The sequence below is a fragment of the Methanobacterium aggregans genome (assembly GCF_017874455.1).
Classification (GTDB): Archaea; Methanobacteriota; Methanobacteria; order Methanobacteriales; family Methanobacteriaceae; genus Methanobacterium_C; species Methanobacterium_C aggregans.
Window position 1 is genome coordinate 441,212 of the sequence record NZ_JAGGLN010000002.1, and the last position, 20,717, is coordinate 461,928.

The following is a 20,717-nucleotide window of genomic DNA, read 5'->3' on the forward strand; positions in this document are numbered from 1 at the left end:
CAAATACCATTTGAAAATATTGATAGCTGTTAAAATTTTATGATGGTAAAATTAGTATGTAATAAATTTTAATTTAACAGGTAAATCTTTAGAGTAAGAGGATTAGGGGGTGATGTAAAAAGAGATTAGGGTAATTTATAAAGTTTTATCCTCACCTGAAATCCCCTCATAAATCCCCTTCATAACCAGGGCATCCCTGTCCCTGAGGGGTGTTTCGCATATCAGGGTGATGTTCCAGCCGTTCTCAGCAACAACCTCCATGAGGGGTTCCAGTGGTGGGCCGTAATCCTCTTCCATGAGGGTGTGATGCTTCCGCTCACCCTTATCTGTGTACTCTATACTTGTGAAGTGGCTGTGAAGGGTTTTAAGGCCCAGCTCATCTTCAAGTTTCTGGAATATCCTGCTGTAATCATCCCTCTCCTTTATGCAGCCGTTGTTTCTTGCATGGACATGTGCGAAGTCCACTGTGGGTTCCACATGGTCGAAGGACCTACAGATCTCTATGACCTCGTCCAGGCTTCCAAGCTGTGACTTTTTACCCGTTGTTTCAGGGGCCAGGTTGTAGTCCTTGACTCCCTGTGATTCCAGTTCTTCCTGTATAAGGGTTATGGATTTTTTGCAGCGCTCCATTGCCTCTTCATGGGTGTAGGTTGTGTAAAAACCAGGGTGGAACACCGTTCTGTAGGCCCCCATCCACTCGGAGGCACTGGCTGCCTGCACCAGCCTCTGGATTGACCTTTCAACCACATCATCCTTGTTGGAAGATAAATTCACGTAGTATGGTGCGTGCATTGAAACCATCACATCACTCTTCTTTGAATCTTCTTTAAGTTCCAATGCAGATTTTTCTGATATTTTCACTCCGTAGGTTGCCTGGTACTCGTAGGCATCCAGGCCTATGGATCTTATGTAGCTGCAGGCCATGTTTGCATTGCCTTTGTAGTCCACAGGCCTTCCTGCCGGTCCGAATTTAACGTAAGTCATGATTTTACCCCTAATTATTTTATAAACATGAAAAAGTTTATCATCTTTTGATTAATTTTAAAAAATGAAGTCATAAAAAGAAGGGAAAAAATGATTTAGTTACATTTTTAATTTTTATGAATTTTAAGACTTTGATAAGCATTCACAGCTGCAACTGCCCCCTCTCCACAGGCCACTACAAGCTGTTGCACTCCTCCTGTAACATCCCCTGCCGCGTATACATGGGGGATGTTTGTTCTCTGGTTTTTATCTGTGATGATGTACCCTAGTTCATCCACATCAACTCCTATAACAGTTGCAAGTTTACTGTTAGGTTCCTCCCCCACAGCTAAAAATACACCAGCAACTTCAACCTCTTCATCAACTTCTGTTTCCCTGTTATGGATTACAACACTTTTTAAAAAAGTTTCCCCCTTCATCTCAGTTAAAACTGAGTTCCAAATGATGGGTATTCCTTCAGCATGTATTCTATCCTGCAAGTATTTCTGGGCTCTTAACTCGTCCCTTCTGTGCACGATTTTCACGTTACATCCTATGTCCTTAAGGTGCAGTGCATGTTCTGCCGCAGAGTTGCCCCCTCCAACAACAAAAACATCTTTTCCTTTGAAGAACATTCCATCACATATTGAGCAGAATGATATTCCCTTGCCTATAAACTCATCCTCACCCTTTATTCCCAATTTTCTGTAAGTAGTTCCAGAGCAGATAATCAGGGCTTTAGCAGAATATTCACCTTTATTTGTGGTTAATAATATCCTATCATCGGTTTTATGAATCTTTGTTATTTCCTCATGTTCATGAAGGTCTATGTACATTTCTGCTTGCTCAGCTATCCTTTTTAAAAATTTTGCGCCAGTTATAGATTTAAACCCCGGAAAGTTTGCAACCAGTGGTGCCATATTAGCATTTCCTCCAGTAACTCCCTTTTCTAGAATCGTTGCATTCAACCCTTCCCTACCAACATATATGCCTGCTGTGAGGCCTGCAGGTCCTGCACCCACTATTATAATGTCATGTTCTTCCATAAAACCACCTGAAAGCTTAGGATATATTGATAATTTCCTTTGAAAAAGGAAATCCCATTTGAATAATTTTTTTTAGTTATTTAATTACTACTTTATATTCTGTATTTTATCCCTCAAAAGTTTATTCACGAGTTTGCCGTCGGCTTTACCCTTGAGCTCTTTCATGGCCATGCCCATGAGAGGGCCCATTGCACCCATTCCACGTTCCTCAACCATTTTACTCTGAGATGCAACTATTTCACTGATTATTTTCTCAACATCATCATCTGAGAGCATCATAAGGTTCAGGTTCTTTGCTGCTTCCTCTGGAGAGGACTCACCATCACAGACACCAACAAGTACTTCCTGAACTGCTTCTTTGGTTATCTTATCCTCTGAAACCAGTTCAAAGGTGTTTTTAAGGCATTCAATGTCTAGTCTTGAGATGTCCTTTCCATCACGTTTGAGTTCCTTGATGGTGTAGGCGAAGGTTGATGCCACTGTTGTTGAATCAACAGATGTTAATGCCATCACCTTCTCAAAGTCGTCTGCCCTGTTCCTCCTCACGAGCTGGTGTGCAAGGTCCTGGCTTAAACTGTACTCCTGGATGATCCTTGCCTCCTTCTCGTCTGGAAGTTCTGGAAGGTTGGATCTTATGTCCTCAAGGTATTCCCTGTCTATGATCTGCAGGGGTATGTCTGTTTCAACGTACATCCTGCTTGCAGTTGGCAGTGGTCTGAGGTACTCTGTGTTGGCATCATCCTTGGCCTTTCTTGTTTCCTCTGGAACCTCAACTGCTGCTGTTTTTGCCCTTCTTATAACTTCAAGGAGTGCATTTCTTGCCTTCTCATCCTCATCTGCCACCAGGATAAATGCATCTTTCTCATTCATATCCAGGAACTTCCGGACTGATGTAACCTCTTCCTCGGTTACTCCATAGGCTGGAAGTTCGTCTGTGTGGAATATTCCTGAAACCCCCATCTTCTTAGCGTATCCTGCAAGTTCTGTTCCGAAGCGTCTTCCAGGCTGAACCTCAACTCCAATGAGTCCTGCAAATCCCTTCAGCTTTATTGCAAGAACACTGCCCTTCTCCAGTGCCCTGGCTATGATCTTGGATCCTGTCTCCTGGAAGAGTTCCTTAACATCAAATATTTCATCAAGAACCTCTGCATCTCGCCTCTGGAGTTCGTCCCTTATTTCAATGAGTTTTATCTGGCGTGTAACCTCATTTTCAACCATGGTTGGCATGAGGTCCAGGTCCTGAACACCCTTGATCTCCACACGGGCTCCTTCTCTTATGGATATGTTAAGGTCCTGGCGTATGGTTCCAAGCCCTCTTTTAACATTTGTACTCCTTAAAACCTGCCCCAATTGGTATGCAACATCTCTGACCTGTTCTGGGTGTTTCATGGAAGGATCTGTTGTTATCTCAACCAGGGGAATTCCAAGTCTGTCCAGTCTGAAGACAACATGCCCCTTTTTCTGACCTATCCTTCTTGCTGCATCCTCTTCAAGACAGAGGTTTTCAATTTTAACCCGCCCGTGCTCCGTGTCCATGTAACCCTCCGTTGCAACCAGTCCTGTTCTCTGGAAGCCCCCAGTGTTACTTCCATCTATCACCTGCTTTCTCATGGTGTGGAACTCATCAACAACAGCCATGTTAAGAAGTGAGGACAGTGTGAGAGCTATTTCAAGGGCTTCACTGTTCAGGGTGTGTGGTGGTTCTTCATCCGATTCAACCAGGCATGTGTCATGTTTGTATGCTTCATATGTGAACTGGAGCTTCCTCCGGGATTCCTCATAGGCTGCCCTGTCTATCTTTCCAAGTTCGCTCTGTGTGGGCCTTAAAGTCCTTAAGAGTTTGTATTCTGGCTTTTTGTCCTGCAATTCACATGGACATGGACAGAAGAGTTTTTGTGATGTGTTAAGCTGCTGGTGTATTTCAAGACCCATTTTAAGGCCTAATTTTTCATAATCCATTGATTATCACCCTTTTAATTCATTGAAGATCAACAATACGATTGTTTGATATGGAATATTCATAATAATTTTTTACAATTTGATTAGAGTAGGAAGTAATCCCTTGATGAGAGATCCTCCATCTCACCCCTGAGGTTGGTCTGCATGATCTTCCTCACCTCTTCAAGGTTGTCTGTCTGACCCAGGGCCCAGATGAGCTTTACATAGGCTGTTTCAGGCAGCATGTCCCCTGCAGATATGACACCTGCGGATACAAGCCTTCTGCCTGTGCTGTAGACGTTCATGTTCACCCTTCCGTAAAGACACTGGGAGCTCATTACAACTGGTATTCCGCTGTCTGCTGCCCTTTCAACTGAGGGTATGAGGTAGTCTGGACAGTGCCCCAGTCCCGTTCCCTCGAGAACTATTCCCTTGTAGCCCTTGTCCACGTGGTAATCCAGGATCTCCCCTGAAATACCAGGGTAGCTCTTTATGAAGGCCACCTTTGATTCGAGTTCGTCCCTGAGTTCCACTTCAGTTTCTCCACGTTTTCTGTAATCCACGTTTGGCTGGATCTTAACCCTGTTTTCCTGGATCTTGGCTATTGGCTGGGTGTTTATGCTGCGGAAGGTGTCCCTTCGTGATGTGTGCATCTTCCTGACCTTGGTTCCCCTGTGGAGGTAGGCATATGAATCATCCTCTGTTGCGTGCATGCAAACTGTGACCTCTGCAACGTCGGATTTGGCTGCTGCAACTGATGCCATGAGATTCCAGAATGCATCTGATGACGGCCTGTCCGAACTTCTCTGAGCACCTGTTATGACAACTGGAACCGGTGTTTCCAGCATGAAGCTGAGGGCTGCTGCTGTGTAGTGCATGGTATCTGTTCCATGGGCAATCACAACACCATCTGCACCGCCAGTTATCTCATCTGCCACGGATCGTGCTGATTTTATCCAGTAGTCAGGTTTCATGTTTTCACTGAGTATGTTGAGTATGGCTTCTCCACGGATGTTTGCATGGTCTGCAAGTTCAGGTGTTGCCCGGAGAAGGTCGTCTGCTGTGAATGCGGGGTGAACTGCCCCTGTTTTGTAGTCTATGACAGATGCAACTGTTCCACCTGTGGATATAATGGATATGTCCTGTTTTTTGTTGTCTGGTTCCACTTCAAGGGGTGGAAGTTCTATCCTTGGTTTTTCACCCCTCTGGATGAGTTCCACTCCTGCTCCGTCTATTCCCACGCCCACGTTGTATCCGCTTGGAAGCTTCAAAACCAGGTGTTTGTCATCTGCATCCTCTGCCCTGTCAAGGAGCATTCCCTCGTAGGATATCTCTTCCTTGGTTACGCGAATTGTATCCCCCACGGATATACTCTGTGATTCTAAAAATTGTTTTGCAACGCCGTTATAACTCATTGAATCCCTCATTTACATTTTTAAAAGCTTTAATTTTTTAAATTAGAACAATTATCTTTGAATTGATCCCTTTTTTAAATGATTTTCTCGTACAAAGAACTTTTTTACAGATTTTTTTATAAATTTTACAGGAATTTAAATTCTTATAATAATTATTTTATTTATCATAAGGAGTAGCTTGTGATTTTTTCCTTTAAATCCCCTGATTTTATTCTATTTTTAATTTTTATATGCTCATGATCATAGTACGAACCAATAAAACACTAGTTTATGGTTAGTTCAATCTAAGATAAAACCTTTATAATGCCATTTAGAATCACTGGTTCAAGACCATGAAAAATTCAGGGCCAGTATTAACCCATTCCCTGATTAAAAATCATGGATTTGAATTTGGAGAGTGATATGCAAGTAAAAGAATCCAGAATGCATAGGATATCCCTGTAAGCCATTCAAAAATTGGAGTGGGCAAATTTCTGTTTAGCATGTAAAATATTACCAACAAAGAATCCATTAAAATAGGGATTACACCATAGAAAGCCAGTTTTTTGAGTTTCAGATCTTTTCTGAGGTTGTAGTTCATCAGGATCAGGAAGAGGAGTGAGGATATGAAGAAAGTGGCTGAAAAGAGTCCGTGCAACGAGGGGATGTCTTCAGAGAATAGCCCCACCATTACGAGTGAAAATCCAGAGGCCAGTCCAGATATCTGTGAGTATAATAGAACTCGTTTACTGCAGACGGCACTGGCATAGGTTACGTTGATGTGGGAACAGAATATGAGAAAAAGAGATCCTGCAATCACAGATCCAAGGTTGAAGAGAAATGCCCCATGGGGATTGTAAAAGCTGCTTCCAAGGTCGCTTATCCAGTTTTCAAGGGGGTTGAGTTGACCTGAGAATTTTGCGGCTGCTGCGATCATGAAAATGGCCATGATGAGCACTGCAGCTATCCCTGTAAAACGTATGATCTGGAACTTCAAGTTTTGAGTTTCTTGAATCAAAAAGCCCACGAACCTGTGCAGTGACTTATCAAGAGATTTTAAATACTTCTTAAATCACTTGGATTAAAAACATAGCTTAAATATGCTTAATTAATCCTTAGCTCATCTTAGTTAATTCTAAGTTAGTTAATAATGTTAAAGGATTCAATAAATTTAATCATTATCCAATAAACTTAATCCAGGCCATCCAATTGGATTTCAACACCCACTGGACAGTGGTCTGAACCCATAACCTCTGAGAGTATGAATGCATCAACCACATTGGGCATGAATTCTCTGTTCACGAAGAAGTAGTCCAGGCGCCAGCCAACATTCCGCTCCCTTGCTCTGGTTCTGTAACTCCACCATGTGTACTGTCCCTCACCATGGTTGAACTCCCTTAAAGTATCAGTGTAACCTGTTGCCAGGAATTTATCCATCCATGCTCTTTCCTCGGGTAAGAAACCTGATATCTTCTCGTTTTCCTTTGGCCTGGCCAGGTCTATCTCTTTATGGGCCGTGTTCACATCACCACAGACAACTATGTTTTTACCCTCTGCTTTGAGTTTCTCTGCATGTTCAAGGAAGGCATCGTAGAATTCCATCTTGTAACGAAGCCTCTCTGGGGACATTTTACCGTTGGGAAAGTATATGTTGAAGAGTACAAAATCTCCGTAGTCTGCAATGATGGTTCTTCCTTCAAGGTCGAATTTATCGATTCCAAATCCGTATTCCACTTTTTCAGGTTTTATACGCGTGTAAAGGGCCACTCCGCTGTATCCTTTCCTCTCGGCCTCGCAGAAGTAGGTCTGGTAACCATCAAATTCCCTTATATCACGCGGTACCTGTTTTCTTGTGGCTTTGGTCTCCTGCACACACAGGATATCTGGGTTTTCACCCTCAAACCATTCACGAAATCCCTTCTTATGAACAGCCCTTATTCCGTTAACGTTCCATGATAGAATTCTGATCTTTTCCATTCCAATTCCTCTACTCCACTGCAACTGCCCTAATTGGACCTGTTAATGCATTGTAGATCTTTTTGATATTAATTTCTATGGATTGAATCCCATAAGAAATTGTTCATATCTTCCATCTGTCAGGGTTATTCTGGCTCGAAGTGGATTTATCTTCTCACCATAATGGACCCTCCTTGAAGAACAATATCTTAAAAAAAATATCTTAAAAATGTTAAAGTAAAGAATCAGGAATAAAAAGAATAAATAAACTGAAAAAAATGAATTAAAAGAGAAAAATCACATTTAAAGATTTTCCTCTGCCCATTTTGCCCCCGCTTCAAGTATTTTAACGTTGAGTGGAACGAGTTTGGGTTTTTTGGCGAAGGTGTGCTTTATTGCATCCTTGTAATCATCCTCTGAAAGGTCTGTGGATGCAATTTCCATTAAAACACCTAGCATGGCCGTGTTTGCAGCTTTGGAAACTCCCTCTTTTTTGGCAATTTCAAGTGCAGGAACTGCTATTGTCCTAACTCCCTCAGGAGCTTCAAATTCACCAATCTCCACATCATAAAGTATCACCCCTCCTTTTTTAACCCTTTCTGCGAATTTTTCAAGGGAGGGCCTGTTCAGGGCCACGAGAACATCGTAGTTGTAAACAACAGGCGAAGATACAGTTTGTCCAGATATGACCACTGTGCAGTTGGATGTTCCTCCACGTTGTTCTGGTCCGTATGAAGGGTACCATGAAACATGACGCTGTGCGTTACAGGCTGCCTGGGCAATTATAAGTCCCATACTTAGAACACCTTGACCTCCAAACCCTGAAACCTTAACAACTTTGTTTTTAAAGTCTGGATCATCCACTGCTTCCAGTGCACTCTCACTTTCAACATCGAATATTTTATCAAGGGATTCCCTGGAGAAATCACTTTTATCTCTGCAAAGAGGCTCAATTTCCTTGATTTTATCCCTGAAGTTTGCAAGTGGAAATTCCACTTCCATCTGCTCGTTTAAGAAATTCTCAGCACCCTCTGCATCCTGTTTAAGGTTGGTTGGGCATGGAGATAGTACTTCAACGAATGCATAGCCCTTTCCATCCCTCTGCACCTCAAGGGCTTTTTTAACCGCCCTTTTTGCCCTTCGTATGTGGGATGGATCTGAAAGTGAAACCCTTTCAATGAACACTGGGGCTTTCAGGTTGTCCAGGAGCTCACACATGTGAAGGGGGTATCCTGCAAATCTTGGGTCACGGCCTTCCTGGCAGGTAACTGTTTTTTCACCTATCAAGGTTGTTGGTGCCATCTGCCCGCCTGTCATTCCATAAACTGTGTTGTTTATGAAGAAGACAGCCATCTTCTCACCACGGTTTGCTGCCTGGATGGTTTCGTTGAGGCCTATGGATGCAAGGTCCCCATCTCCCTGGTAAAGGATAACAATAGAATCATCTTCTGCCCTTGATATTCCTGTTCCAACTGCTGGTGCCCTTCCATGTGCTGTCTGGACGTTTCCACAGTCGAAGTAGTAGTAGGCGAAGACTGCACATCCCACTGGACTGGTCATTATGGCTCTGTCCTGGATTCCAAGCTCGTCTATGGATTCTCCTATGAGTTTGTGCAGGATTCCATGACCACAGCCTGGACAGTAATGGGTTGCTGTGGGTGCGCTGCCTCCTTTTCTTGGAAATTCATCGAGCAGGGATTTGGGTTTTCCTATGACCTTTTCCCCAATTTCAGGATTATCTGCAGCTGTTTTGTCAGCCATTTCAGTCACCTCCTCCAACTTTACTTCCATTATATTCTGATTTGCCTGCAGTTTCCATTATCTTGTTCATTATACTGTCCCTGTCCATGAGGTTTCCACCCATTCTGTTTACAAGTTCCACAGGACGTTTGCATTCCACTGCAAGTTTTATGTCATCGGCCATCTGGCCGTTGCTCATCTCAACAGATATGAATGTACATTCACGTTCTTCTGATATTTTTTTAAGCTCGTGCTTTGGGAATGGGAATAGGGTTTTGGGTCTGAAGAGTCCAACTTTTATTCCCTGGCTTCTTGCAAGTTCAACTGCAGATCTTGCTATTCTGCTGCTTATTCCATAGGCCACAAGGATGATTTCAGCATCTTCCATTTGATACTCCTCGAAGTCCACCTCATTTTCTTCCATCTCAGCATATTTTTCCTGTATCCTGTAGTTGAAATCCTCAAGCTGGTCGAAGTCAAGGAATATAGAGGTTACAAGGTTTTCCTTGGTTTCAGCGTTACCACAGACAGCCCATGAGGTGTCTATCCTGGGTTTCACTGTTTTTTCAGGGAAGTGCAGTGGCTCCACCATCTGCCCGAGAACTCCATCTGCAAGGACTATAACTGGGTTGAGATATTTTTCTGCAAGGTCGAAGGCCTTGGCTGTGAAGTCACACATCTCCTGGACAGAGTTAGGTGCGAGGACTATGTTTTTGTAGTTTCCATGACCTCCACCCTTAACTATCTGGTTGTAGTCCCCTTGTTCAGGTCCTATGTTTCCCAGACCTGGACCTGCCCTTACAATATCAACTATAACACATGGGAGTTCTGCTCCTGCAAGGAATGATATTCCTTCCTGTTTTAAGCTGATACCTGGACCTGATGATGCTGTCATGACCCTGTGGCCTGTTGATGCTCCACCGTAAACCATGTTTATTGCTGCTTCCTCTGATTCTGCCTGTACAAACTTTCTTCCCACCATTGGGAAGTACTTGGAGGCTTCGTGGAGGATCTCCGTAGCTGGTGTTATTGGGTATCCGAAGTAGCAGTCACACCCTGCATACATGGCTCCTATTATAACGGCCGTATTTCCCTTAACGAGCTGCGTTGCCATTTAGTTTCCCTCCCCTTATCTTCTTTATCCTTTTCTTCATCCTTTTTAGGTATATGTACCTCTACTGCAAGGGGTTCTGGGCAGGTGTAGTAACAATCACCACAGCCTGTACAGCCTTCACCCTTGTAAACTGCGTAACGGTATCCTCTTTCATTGATATCATCACTCATCTTTAAAACGCCTTTTCTGCATGCTAAGATACATCTTCCACATGCCTTGCATTCCAGAGTGTTGATAACAGGATACGGTTCCTTTTTTTGAATCTTTTCAGACATGATATCAAGCTTCTTGGTTGATTTTAGTTTTTAAGAAATTTTTTAAGGTAATTTTAAGTTTTGAATAATTTGAGGTAATTTTTGATTTTTTTAAACTTTTATTATCCTTTAATTATCCCTTAAATTTCAATGATCCTCTTTAATATTTTTTTTGATGTTCATTTTAAACTTAATCCAAACAAATTAATTTAAATCTTGTTTTAAGCTACATTATAAATTATTTTATTAAAATAAATAATAAATAAGGGTTTTATCCAATTTTACCATTCAAATAACTTTTTTAATCTTTGAGAATCTTAAAAATGGAATTAAATGGTTTGAGGGCATTCCATGTATCTCAATCCCCTAGATAGTTCATCCCGGATTTTCCAGGTCCTTTTCCCTTATTTCCACACGTTTTATCTTTCCGCTTATGGTTTTTGGAAGTTCCTCAACGAACTCCACAACACGCGGATATTTGTAGGGAGCTGTAACACCCTTAACATGGTTTTGAATCTCTTTTTTAAGTTCTTCTGAGGCTTCGTATCCCCTGGCAAGCACTATGGTTGCCTTTATAACCTGTCCCCTTACTGGGTGGGGCACACCTGTTATTGCACATTCAAGTACCGATGGGTGGGATATCACTGCACTTTCAACTTCAAAGGGTCCTATCCTGTAACCTGAACTTTTGATTATGTCATCGTTACGTCCAACAAACCATAAGTAGCCGTCTTCATCCTTCCATGCAGTGTCTCCGGTGTGGTAGTAACCTCCATGACATGCTTCCTCTGTTTTCTCGGGGTTGCGGTAGTAACCTGTGAAAAGTCCTAAAGGTCTGCCATTATCTATTTTAAAGCATATTTCCCCTTCATCCCCCACATCACACGGGTTTCCCTCCTTGTCAAGGAGTACAACATCGTATCCAGGGGATGGTTTTCCCATTGAACCTGGTCTGGGTTTTATCCAGGGGAAGTTGGCGATTGCAGCAACTGTTTCAGTCTGACCAAATCCCTCCCTCAGCTTCAAATCTGTGAACTCGTAGAACCTGTTGTAAACCTCAGGGTTCAGTGGTTCACCTGCAGTAACAGCATATTCAAGGGTTGAGAAGTTGTACTCTGAGAGATCTTCTTTTATCAGGAACCTGTAGATGGTTGGTGGTGCACAGAAAGTTGTTACTCCATGTTTTGATGCTTTATCAAGCATGTGTGCTGCGTCGAATCTTTCGTAGTCATAGATGAACACTGCACTTCCTGCAATCCACTGCCCGTAGATCTGACCCCAGAGTGCCTTGCCCCACCCGGTGTCTGCAACTGTGTAGTGCAGTCCATCCTCCATAACGTTCTGCCAGTACTTGGCTGTGATTATATGACCAAGAGGATATGTGTAGCTGTGGTTAACCATTTTAGGAAGTCCTGTGGTTCCTGATGAGAACAGTCCAAATGAGAGATCATCTGCTCTGGTTTCTTCATCTCCAGTTGGTCTTTCAAATTCTGGTGAAGCTTTCTCAATACCTTCACGGAGGTTGAACCATCCTTCACGTTCTCCATTACCTACAAATGCTTTTAAGAGTTTAATGTCCTCTAATTCTTCATGAGCTTCATCGAAGTATTTCGGAACATCATTTTCTTCTATGCATATGGCCATGGTGATGCCTGCACTCTTTATTCTGTAGGTTATGTCCTTGGTTTTCAGCATGTGGGTTGCAGGAATTGCTATTGCCCCTAACTTGTGCAGGGCCAGGAGGCAGAACCAGAACTCGTACCTGCTTTTAAGGGTTAAAATTACTCTATCACCCCTACCCACCCCACACTGCCTGAGGAAGTTGGCTGTTTTGTTGCTGTAATTTTTAAGGTCCTCAAAGGTGAAGATCCTATCCTCATCATCGTTACACCAGACAAGACCCACTTTATCAGGGTATTTATCTGCGTACTCATCAACAACGTCAAATGCGAAGTTGAAGTTTTCAGGAAACTCTATCTTGAAGTTCTTCTTAAAATCTTCGTAGGATTCGAATTCTGTTTTTGGAACGAATTTCTTCAGTAAAGATGACATGAAAATACACCACATAATTATTTAATTCTATTTTTTTAATGAAATTCTAATTTTAAAGGCCTCATGGATAATTTTAGAGGTTAATGTAATTCAATTGGAAAATTTTCGATCTTGAATGGGTTATCAATGTTTTACATTGAATCATCCCAGATTTGAAGTTTCTATTTAAGATTTTTAGATGGTTTTTGTATCTTCGAATAAATTTTAAATCCATTTTTAAGTGGATTTTTTATGGTAATATCCCATTTTAAATTGGATTTTTTATGCACATTTATTTATCCCATTTTAAATGGATTTTACATTATTATGGCAAGAAATTTTGCAGTTTTGTTGTTCAAAGCTTCCATTGCATGTTCATATGTTGAATCAAAGAATACTGAATCCCCCTCTTCAAGCACTATCTCGTTTTCGTTGATATAAAGCTTTAATGAACCTTCAATTACGTAGTTAAACTCCTGTCCAGGGTGTGAATTTGTTGATGGTTTTTCTCCACCGGTTCTGGGTTCCACAGCCACAATGAATGGCTCTGCTTTTTTGTGGATGAATTTTTCTGCAAGGTTCTCGTACTCGTACTGTTTTCTTCTTTCAACACGCACACCCTTTCCTTTACGTGTTACTGTGAAGATGTGCATTCTTGTCTCTTCACCAGTCATTAGAAGTCCCATATCAACATTTAACTTGTTTGCTATTTCGTAGAGGATGCTTGCAGGAATATCTAAGCTTCCTTCTTCGTAGTGAGTGTAATCTTCAATGGATATTTTAAGGTAGTCAGCCATTTCTTCCTGGCTGGCTTCAGAAAGTTCTCTCAGCTCTGAAATACGCAGAGCAATCTCCTTCATTTTCTCGTTCATTTAAAACCCTCATTTAACTCTCAAAATAATATTGTGAATCTCAACAAATCAGCATAATTGCTGGTTTGTATTTATGGAGTACATTATATTTTTAATTATTGAAAGTATTGTGGTTTGAAACCTCAATTCAAAAACCAGTGGTTGGATGGTGCCCTGAATCACAGACATCAGATGTTAATTATAATGATTGTTAATGACAATTATAAGGAATTCTAATATATATAATGATCGACTCCATTGGTTTTTAAGAGTTACAGGAAATAAAAAAACTAAAAAATCAATGCATTTAACCTTGTAGAAGATTTAGGAAAGGCCAAAATTTTAAAAATATGTTTCTTTAAGGGTCAAAGCTAGCATTAAAGTTCTAAAATTAAAGATCAATACATTTTATAGAATATTGAAACTTTTTTATAAAATTCATAGCCTGATTTTTAGTTGGTTTTTATTTTAACCAACATGTTCTTTTAACAATTAAATTAACTTCGAAGATCATAAATAATAGTTGGAGGTTTTTAAATGGATTTAGAACTGAAGATGGTTAAGGTAGATGTTCCAGAAGAATGTAACATCATTCTAGGACAGAGCCACTTTATAAAAACTGTTGAAGATATATATGAGGCTATTTTTAATACTGTACCTCAAGCAGAGTTTGGAATTGCATTTGGAGAAGCTTCAGGCGACTGTCTAGTGAGGTGGGCAGGTAACAACCCTGAGCTTGTTAAACTGGCCCGTGAGAAGATGCTTGAGCTGGCCTGCGGCCATGCATTCATAGTGTACCTTAAAAATGCCTACCCCCTGAACGTCACCCAGCGCATCAAAAGCGTGCCCGAAGTTGTTAATTTATTCTGTGCAACTGCAAATCCTGTTGAAGTAATAATAGCTGAAACAAAACAGGGTCGGGGAATAATTGGAGTTGTAGATGGTTTAAAACCTGTTGCAATTGAAAATGATGAAGATGTTAAGGAAAGGCAAAAACTTCTAAGGAACATTGGCTACAAATTCTGATGGCACCCCATCCCCTATGAAATCCAAGAAAATTTATACTTTCATCTTCAAATATATTACGTGATGATTTTATCTAGTATGGGAAGTCCATTGACTGAAAGAAACATGAACAGAAGGTATCGTGAGGGTTGAAAATGGTTGAATCAAAGGTAGTATTCTGCAGGGGCCGTGAAAATAAAAAGGAATCTGAATACATGTTGGAAGTTGATGAAGAATACGTTTCAATTAAGGACAGAGGCCAGGGCACATGGACCATAAATATAAGGGGTTCAAAAGAGGCATTGACTCCCATGTACGAATTTTTTGACAATGTGATGGATCTGGAACCCCTGACCATGAACATAGCAGGTACCGGTGAAATTAAGCATTACTTCAGGGGTATTTCAGATATAAAAGAAGAAGAAGATGAGGGAAACTATAAGTTTGGAGTAACACTGCAGCTTCTAAAAAAATCAGTCTGAAGTTGCGTGTTTTTCGAATATGTCCCGGATATCCTTGGGATGCTCAAACACAAAGGTGTTCTCCATATCCTGCAATTTTTTAACGTGCTGAGCATCCTCACGGGTTATTTTAAGTTCCAGGTCACGGCCGTTAGGCAGCTTCGTAGTTGTGATTCCCTCTCTAAAATCTGTGGGCATTACGTAGATGGGTGTGGCAGTTTTCTGACCCATTATGGCTGCATTTGTAAGGAGAGTGTCTGCTATTCGCAGGGATATCTTTGCAACTGTGTTGGATGTTGCAGGGGCAAGTAATAAAAATTCAAAGGTCCCCATCTGAATCTGCCCAGCTAAAAATGGCGCGTTAGCATTTATTTCAGTCCATGTTTTGTCGAACATTGTTTCAAGGGTGTTTGAAAGGTTGTAATACTTGAGAACCTGGTCTCCAGCCTTGGAGACGTAAACACGTATATCAAATTCTTTTCTGTACTCCTTCTTCATTTCCTCCATGATCTCAACTGTTTCCTCTATCTTTTCACCACTTCCTGTGATGCCCCACGCAACTCTCCTTCGTTTACCCTTCACTATCATAACAAATATTATGTTTTTATTTAGATAAATTTATTTTCCCCTAAAGCCAGATAGATTAAATCGTAGAAATTTTATAAAAATTTTTTTATAATGAATTAAATTATGAGATCAGTAACACAGATCAAGGTGATTGAAATCGAAGAAAAAGAGAAAAAAACAGAACTTGAATCAAAAGAGAGCCCAGAAATTAAATCTGATCGTGAGAAATCTGAGAAAATAGAAACCTGTTACCTCTGCAACAAGAAATTCGATATGAACAAGGATGATTACAGCCACTACAAGTACGGTAAATACCCTATGTGCGATTACTGTTCCCAGTTTTATGGTTTTTACAAGGAATGAATTCTCAAGGAAGGTTTGTCCATCATGGATTTTTACCTACCCAAAATTTATCAAATGAAAAAATCAAATCCTGACTTAGAAGCAGCCTAAATAAGAAGATTTAAAAAAATAGAAAATAAATTAAAGAAATAAAAAAGCTAATCTTTATTTTTATCCCTTCAAATGCTCCTGAACAAGGGATATTCCCCATTCAGCCATTTTCCTGGCATCTTCAGGTTTCTGAGCCTCTGCAAAGCATCTGAAGATTGGCTCGGTCCCAGATGGTCTTATTATAACCCAGCCATCCTCTGTGAATATTTTAACACCATCGGTTGTGTCAACCTCATGCTCGCTTGTTGCTGCTGCAATCTTCTCCATAACCTCAACTTTAAGATCATCAGGACATTCAACCTTCATCTTCTCTGAAGAGTACGCTGGAAGTTCTGATATTAATTTTGATAGAGGTTTACCCTCTTTTGCAATTGTTTCAACTATTTTAGCTGTTGAAAGTGCTGCATCCCTTCCATAAACGAAATCCGGAAATATAAGTCCTCCGTTTTCTTCCCCACCAAAGAGTCCTCCCCTGTTTTTAAGTTCCCTTGCAACCACGAGGTCTCCAACCCTCGTTGCAATGACCTCGCCGCCATACTCCTCTGCTATGTCGTAGATGGCTGCAGATGTTGCAACGGTTGTTACTATGATTCCACCACCTGCTTCCCTGAGCATCTGTTTTTCAACCAGTGCAAATGTTTTGTCACCGAAGACGAAGTTTCCTTTTTCGTCTATGCATATGGTTCTGTCTGCATCACCATCATGTGCTATTCCAAGGTCTGCACCTGTTGCTTTGACAACTTCTATGAGTTCCTTGAGGTTGTCCTCAGTGGGTTCAGGGTTTCTTCCTGGGAAAAATCCATCTGGCTGGCAGTTCATAGTTGTAACGTCACAGCCAAGCTTTCTAAGTAGGTAGGGTGTTGTGAAGCATGCTGCACCGTTTCCACAGTCCACTATGACCTTGAGATTTGCAGATCGAATTGCATCAGCATCAACACGTTCTATAACGTTTTCTATGTATTCATCCACGATTCCATGGTTCTCAAGGACTTCCCCAATCTCGTTCCATACCACCCTGTCTGGATTTTCATCGAAGAACATGTCTTCTATCTTTTCTTCCATGTCCTCTGCTATTCCTATTCCATCTTCATCAACGAACTTTATTCCGTTGTACTTTGGTGGGTTGTGGGACGCTGTTATCATCACACCACCATCACAGTAGTTTCTAACTGCAAATTGGACTGCAGGAGTTGGTAAAATTCCAAGATCAAACACCTGACAACCCGAAGATAGGAGTCCTGATATTACTGCGTGTTTTATCATTCCAGTGGAGGTTCTTGTGTCCCCACCAACAGCAACCTTACCCTTCACAAGTGTTCCGTATGCTGCTGCAAGTTTTGATGCAAATTCTGGCGTTAATTCATGATTTGCAATCCTTCTAACTCCAAAAGTTCCGAATAATCGTTTCATAATTTCACTTCCTGAATGAATTCTAGGGTACAATTTTTTAAAACCTTACTTTACAAATTGAATTTTTATGGATTCTACTTACGATGTGTAAACTAATTGTGTATGTAATTTAGTACCTTTCAGTATAAATTCATTTCAAAGGTTAGTTCCATTTTATTGAATAGAATTTTATTGAACAACATTCTATAAACTGTAGTAGGATGATCTATTAACAGAATGATTGTATAAACAATTATATATTTTTAACAAGTTTATCCATGAATTTTAATAATATCAACGATCTTAAGTTTAGAAGTAACTGAAAAGCTAATGGAAAATTAAAATGAAATTAATAACAATAATTCCTGCTTACAACGAGGCACTTGACATAAAAAATGTTTCAAAGGAGGCTTTGAAGTATTCGGATGTTCTGGTTGTGGATGATGGTTCATATGATGAGACCTATCGCCTTGCAGAGGAATCAGGTGCAATGGTTGTTAAACACCCAAAAAACATGGGTAAGGGTGCAGCCATAAAAACTGGACTTAAGATTGGCCTTGAAAAGGGCTACGATGTTTTTGTAGTTCTTGATGGGGACGGACAGCACGACCCATTCTACATACCAGCATTAACCGCAGCTATTGATGGGGCTGGAATTGTTATAGGTTCCAGATTCATTGGAGGTGTTCCTGAAAACATGCCACTTCAGAGGAAGGTTTCAAATGCCCTTACAACCCATCTTATAAAGTACATGACGGGTTACACCCTGACTGATAGTCAGAGTGGTTTCAGGGTAATATCAAAGGATGCTGCAAAACTTTTTCTGGACATAAGTTACGATGATTATGTTTACGAATCTGAGATGATACACAGGGCATCCAAGAATGATCTGGTGATAAGGGAAGCACCAATATCCTGCAGGTACGGCCATGAAAAATCTTACATCACCTGGATAAACGTTCTCCATTACATAAGCTTCATCTTAAAACTTATCTTAAGGAAAATAAAGAATAGGGTGACTCTTTGAAACAATTCTACGTCCTTGTTGTCAGCTTTGTACTCCTGATCCTTCTGGTTTTGTGGTTGGGACCATCAAATATTATCCATGCCCTTGAAACTGCTGATCTGCGGTTCATAGTCCTTGCAGCCTTCATTCATCTGGTTGTTATAGGAGTCAGATCCCTGAGGTGGGGTTTTATAATCAATCAAACAACTGAATTCAAGAAGAACTACGTTGTGAAAACAATAGGACTCTTTGCAGGAAATTTCAGTCCAGCCAGAAGTGCGGGGGAAGTTTTGAATGCAGTTGCAGGTAAAAAGATCAATGGGATAAGTCTATCAGAGGGACTCTCAGCAGGGTTAACTGAAAGGTTCTTCGATGTTGGGATAGCAGGCTGTCTAATGTTGATATCCTCACTCTTCCTGCCGAAGATACGTGTGATCACCATACTTGGAGGTTTGCTTTCCATTGGCATGGTCCTCCTGATCTACATCTTTAACTGGAGGGAAAATGCCAGCATCTGGCTTTACGATAGGATCCATCCCATCATCAGCAAACTTCCCATCAGGGAGGAGGTTCTCAACAACCTCTACCTCAAGTTCACCGAGGGTTTAAGGGGTATGATCCAGTACACACACTCCTTCAGCAACTTCAAAAACCTGACCTTTGTGTTTTTCCTGTCTGGAGCTTCATGGCTTCTTGAATGTGTTCGTCTTCTGGTTGTTTTCTACGCCTTCAACATTGAAATAAATTTCACAGCCATCGTTGTCATATTCCTTATTGCAAACCTTGTGGGAATTGTTACAGCCCTTCCTGGAGGAATAGGTTCAATAGAAATATCTTTAACAGGATTATTTGTGTTATTTGGTGTTCCCGGAGCTTTAAGCGGCAGCATTGCCCTTGTTGATAGGCTGGTTTCCTTCTGGCTTGTAACTGCACTGGGGATCATCTTCTCTTCCTACTATGCAAAGGACATCCTCGAGGATATCAAGGGTTACACACTGGATCTTAAGGGATCTGAATGAGTTTCTTGGGATAATTTATCTGGATTAGTTAATTTAAGATTTTATTGATCTAAAAAGGAGTGAAACCTCTCATAAACTTCAGAATCCTCCAAAGCCAAAATCCCATCAATCACTTCCTTTAACCCCTCAACATCACCAAACTCATCCAAAACTTTACCCGCAACATCAACAGTCGGTTCTGATCTTAAAAACATTTTTTTACCACCTAACACTTACCATCCCCAAAACCCATAAAACTATCACATCAAACGGCTAATATCTGTGTTTATAAGTTTTAGATAAGTTTTATTAGCAGTTACAACATCAAAAATGTTAATTTTATCCCTACCACATATAACTGCACTACAACCAGATAAAAGCAAAATAAAAGCTTCTTCAGTGACTAAAAAAGTTGTTGACACCCTTTCTGTTCCTTTCCACTTGTTATGTATCAACATAAAATTAATTTCATGAATATGATTATAAAGCCGCTTCACCTGTTTATTTTGCCATTTAACCTTACCTAAACGTTTAAAAAATTCAGTGGTGGGTTTGGGTGTTTCAAGGTCAGAATCAAAATCATCTAACATTAAAAGAATCCTAGTGGCCATTGAACCATAAAAAATGTTGTTTAATTCATTTAAAGTGAAATCCCTGCCTAATTTAATATTATAAAGGTCATAAACAAAAGTATATGTCACCATAACAAACTTAGCAGTTATTAAAGGCGCAAAAGGAATACTCAAAGGAAACTTACTCATATTCTCTGATGCCAATTTAATCAACTCTGAAAGCTCATCAAAATCACCAGAATCCAAACGAGAATCATCCCCCATACCATGAACTAAACCATCATAAACCCCAGAAACCTCCAAAGCCAAAATACCCTCAATCACTTCCTTTAACCCCTCAACATCACCAAACTCATCCAAAACTTTACCCGCAACATCAACAGTCGGTTCTGCACTAAAAAAACTCATATTTTTCACTTCCATTACCATGGCCATTTACTTTTGATCCAAATTACCAACCCAAAAACACCATTTTTATAGTTATTTTAACTTTTATCAACCTTTATAAGGTTATAAACCATTGAAGCCAGCACAAAACATATAAACAAACCTATAAGTCTTATAAGTGGGTTTTCTGGGGATTGACCAATATAACCCACAGACAAAGCAATCACTGTGCCTGTACTAATGAAAACTGCCACTGCAGTTACTGCTGCAAGAAAATTCCCAAACTCCATAAATTATCACATCAACTTGGTAATATCTGTGTTTATAAGTTTGAAATAAGTTTTATAAGCCATTAAAAGATCAGACTCCACTATCTCCAACCGATCATCGTTCACAGCACAACAAGCCGCAAGAAACAAAATAAAAGCACCCTCCGTAGCCGTGAACTTAGTATCCACAGTTTTATGTTCTTCTATAAACTTATCACAATTAAGTTCATGCAGTTTTCCGTGTAATTTTTTCACTTTTTTGTCTTTCCAGTTCATTTTCTTAAGTTTGAGGAAGTATTCAGCAGTAACCTCTTGGGGGTTAG

General features: G+C 40.6%; 22 protein-coding genes. 5 read left to right on the forward strand and 17 right to left on the reverse strand.

The window, feature by feature from the left end; genetic code table 11:
* Positions 1-135: 135 nt before the first annotated feature.
* From J2756_RS04965 to J2756_RS05015, 11 genes are all read right to left on the reverse strand, one after another.
* Positions 136-984: a TIM barrel protein gene (locus tag J2756_RS04965; protein WP_209583125.1), complete on the reverse strand. Its 849-nt coding sequence runs from the start codon at positions 982-984 to the stop codon at positions 136-138.
* Between the two features lie 107 nt (positions 985-1,091).
* Positions 1,092-2,009, reverse strand: a complete 918-nt coding sequence (locus J2756_RS04970; protein WP_209583130.1) for an NAD(P)/FAD-dependent oxidoreductase — start codon at positions 2,007-2,009, stop codon at positions 1,092-1,094.
* An 87-nt stretch (positions 2,010-2,096) separates the two neighbouring features.
* Positions 2,097-3,968 carry a Glu-tRNA(Gln) amidotransferase subunit GatE gene (gatE, locus tag J2756_RS04975; RefSeq protein ID WP_209583132.1) on the reverse strand — a complete coding sequence of 624 codons (1,872 nt, stop codon included), beginning with the start codon at positions 3,966-3,968 and terminating at the stop codon, positions 2,097-2,099.
* Positions 3,969-4,051: 83 nt separating this feature from the next.
* Positions 4,052-5,362, reverse strand: coding sequence for a Glu-tRNA(Gln) amidotransferase subunit GatD (gene gatD / locus J2756_RS04980; RefSeq protein WP_209583134.1), 1,311 nt, complete (start codon positions 5,360-5,362; stop codon positions 4,052-4,054).
* 376 nt (positions 5,363-5,738) lie between these two features.
* Positions 5,739-6,359, reverse strand: a complete 621-nt coding sequence (locus J2756_RS04985; protein ID WP_209583136.1) for a DUF998 domain-containing protein — start codon at positions 6,357-6,359, stop codon at positions 5,739-5,741.
* A gap of 173 nt (positions 6,360-6,532) precedes the next feature.
* Positions 6,533-7,318: an exodeoxyribonuclease III gene (locus J2756_RS04990; protein WP_209583138.1), complete on the reverse strand. Its 786-nt coding sequence runs from the start codon at positions 7,316-7,318 to the stop codon at positions 6,533-6,535.
* Positions 7,319-7,600: 282 nt separating this feature from the next.
* Positions 7,601-9,058, reverse strand: coding sequence for a 2-oxoacid:acceptor oxidoreductase family protein (locus tag J2756_RS04995; RefSeq protein WP_209583141.1), 1,458 nt, complete (start codon positions 9,056-9,058; stop codon positions 7,601-7,603).
* Between the two features lies 1 nt (position 9,059).
* Positions 9,060-10,151 (reverse strand): 3-methyl-2-oxobutanoate dehydrogenase subunit VorB, encoded by a 1,092-nt coding sequence (locus J2756_RS05000; protein WP_209583144.1) that lies wholly within the window; start codon positions 10,149-10,151, stop codon positions 9,060-9,062.
* Entirely contained in the window at positions 10,112-10,426 is a 315-nt protein-coding gene (locus J2756_RS05005) for a 4Fe-4S dicluster domain-containing protein (protein WP_209583146.1), read from the reverse strand. Before J2756_RS05005 ends, J2756_RS05000 begins: the two co-directional genes overlap by 40 nt.
* 354 nt (positions 10,427-10,780) lie before the next feature.
* Positions 10,781-12,457 (reverse strand): AMP-binding protein, encoded by a 1,677-nt coding sequence (locus J2756_RS05010; RefSeq protein WP_209583153.1) that lies wholly within the window; start codon positions 12,455-12,457, stop codon positions 10,781-10,783.
* Between the two features lie 296 nt (positions 12,458-12,753).
* Positions 12,754-13,308, reverse strand: coding sequence for a helix-turn-helix domain-containing protein (locus J2756_RS05015; RefSeq protein WP_209583154.1), 555 nt, complete (start codon positions 13,306-13,308; stop codon positions 12,754-12,756).
* Between the two features lie 516 nt (positions 13,309-13,824).
* Between J2756_RS05015 and J2756_RS05020 the strand changes: the two genes are divergently transcribed.
* Both J2756_RS05020 and J2756_RS05025 read left to right on the forward strand, forming a co-directional pair.
* A complete protein-coding gene (locus tag J2756_RS05020) occupies positions 13,825-14,313 on the forward strand; it encodes an adenosine-specific kinase (protein WP_209583156.1) in 489 nt (162 codons plus the stop codon).
* A 134-nt stretch (positions 14,314-14,447) separates the two neighbouring features.
* Positions 14,448-14,774, forward strand: a complete 327-nt coding sequence (locus J2756_RS05025; protein WP_209583158.1) for a hypothetical protein — start codon at positions 14,448-14,450, stop codon at positions 14,772-14,774.
* On the opposite strand, the gene afpA is transcribed toward J2756_RS05025, so the two are convergent.
* Entirely contained in the window at positions 14,766-15,341 is a 576-nt protein-coding gene (gene afpA / locus J2756_RS05030) for an archaeoflavoprotein AfpA (protein WP_209583159.1), read from the reverse strand. The genes J2756_RS05025 and afpA overlap by 9 nt on opposite strands.
* A gap of 102 nt (positions 15,342-15,443) precedes the next feature.
* Here afpA and J2756_RS05035 point away from each other — a divergent pair, with 102 nt between their 5' ends.
* Complete coding sequence (locus tag J2756_RS05035) at positions 15,444-15,683, forward strand: hypothetical protein (RefSeq protein ID WP_209583239.1); 240 nt, start codon at positions 15,444-15,446, stop codon at positions 15,681-15,683.
* A gap of 150 nt (positions 15,684-15,833) precedes the next feature.
* Here J2756_RS05035 and glmM read toward each other — a convergent pair whose 3' ends face one another.
* A complete protein-coding gene (glmM, locus tag J2756_RS05040; RefSeq protein WP_209583160.1) occupies positions 15,834-17,183 on the reverse strand; it encodes a phosphoglucosamine mutase in 1,350 nt (449 codons plus the stop codon).
* A gap of 322 nt (positions 17,184-17,505) precedes the next feature.
* Between glmM and J2756_RS05045 the strand changes: the two genes are divergently transcribed.
* Both J2756_RS05045 and J2756_RS05050 read left to right on the forward strand, forming a co-directional pair.
* Positions 17,506-18,189, forward strand: a complete 684-nt coding sequence (locus J2756_RS05045; RefSeq protein WP_209583162.1) for a glycosyltransferase family 2 protein — start codon at positions 17,506-17,508, stop codon at positions 18,187-18,189.
* Positions 18,186-19,187, forward strand: a complete 1,002-nt coding sequence (locus J2756_RS05050; protein WP_209583164.1) for a UPF0104 family protein — start codon at positions 18,186-18,188, stop codon at positions 19,185-19,187. The genes J2756_RS05045 and J2756_RS05050 overlap by 4 nt, the downstream gene beginning before the upstream one ends.
* Positions 19,188-19,228: 41 nt before the next feature.
* Here J2756_RS05050 and J2756_RS05055 read toward each other — a convergent pair whose 3' ends face one another.
* From J2756_RS05055 to J2756_RS05070, 4 genes are all read right to left on the reverse strand, one after another.
* On the reverse strand, positions 19,229-19,399 hold the full coding sequence (locus J2756_RS05055) for a hypothetical protein (protein WP_209583166.1): 171 nt from the start codon (positions 19,397-19,399) through the stop codon (positions 19,229-19,231).
* Positions 19,400-19,426: 27 nt separating this feature from the next.
* Positions 19,427-20,173, reverse strand: coding sequence for a hypothetical protein (locus tag J2756_RS05060; protein ID WP_209583168.1), 747 nt, complete (start codon positions 20,171-20,173; stop codon positions 19,427-19,429).
* Between the two features lie 50 nt (positions 20,174-20,223).
* Entirely contained in the window at positions 20,224-20,415 is a 192-nt protein-coding gene (locus J2756_RS05065; RefSeq protein ID WP_209583170.1) for a hypothetical protein, read from the reverse strand.
* A gap of 6 nt (positions 20,416-20,421) precedes the next feature.
* The coding region (locus J2756_RS05070; protein ID WP_209583173.1) for a hypothetical protein at positions 20,422-20,717 on the reverse strand (296 nt) is incomplete at its 5' end.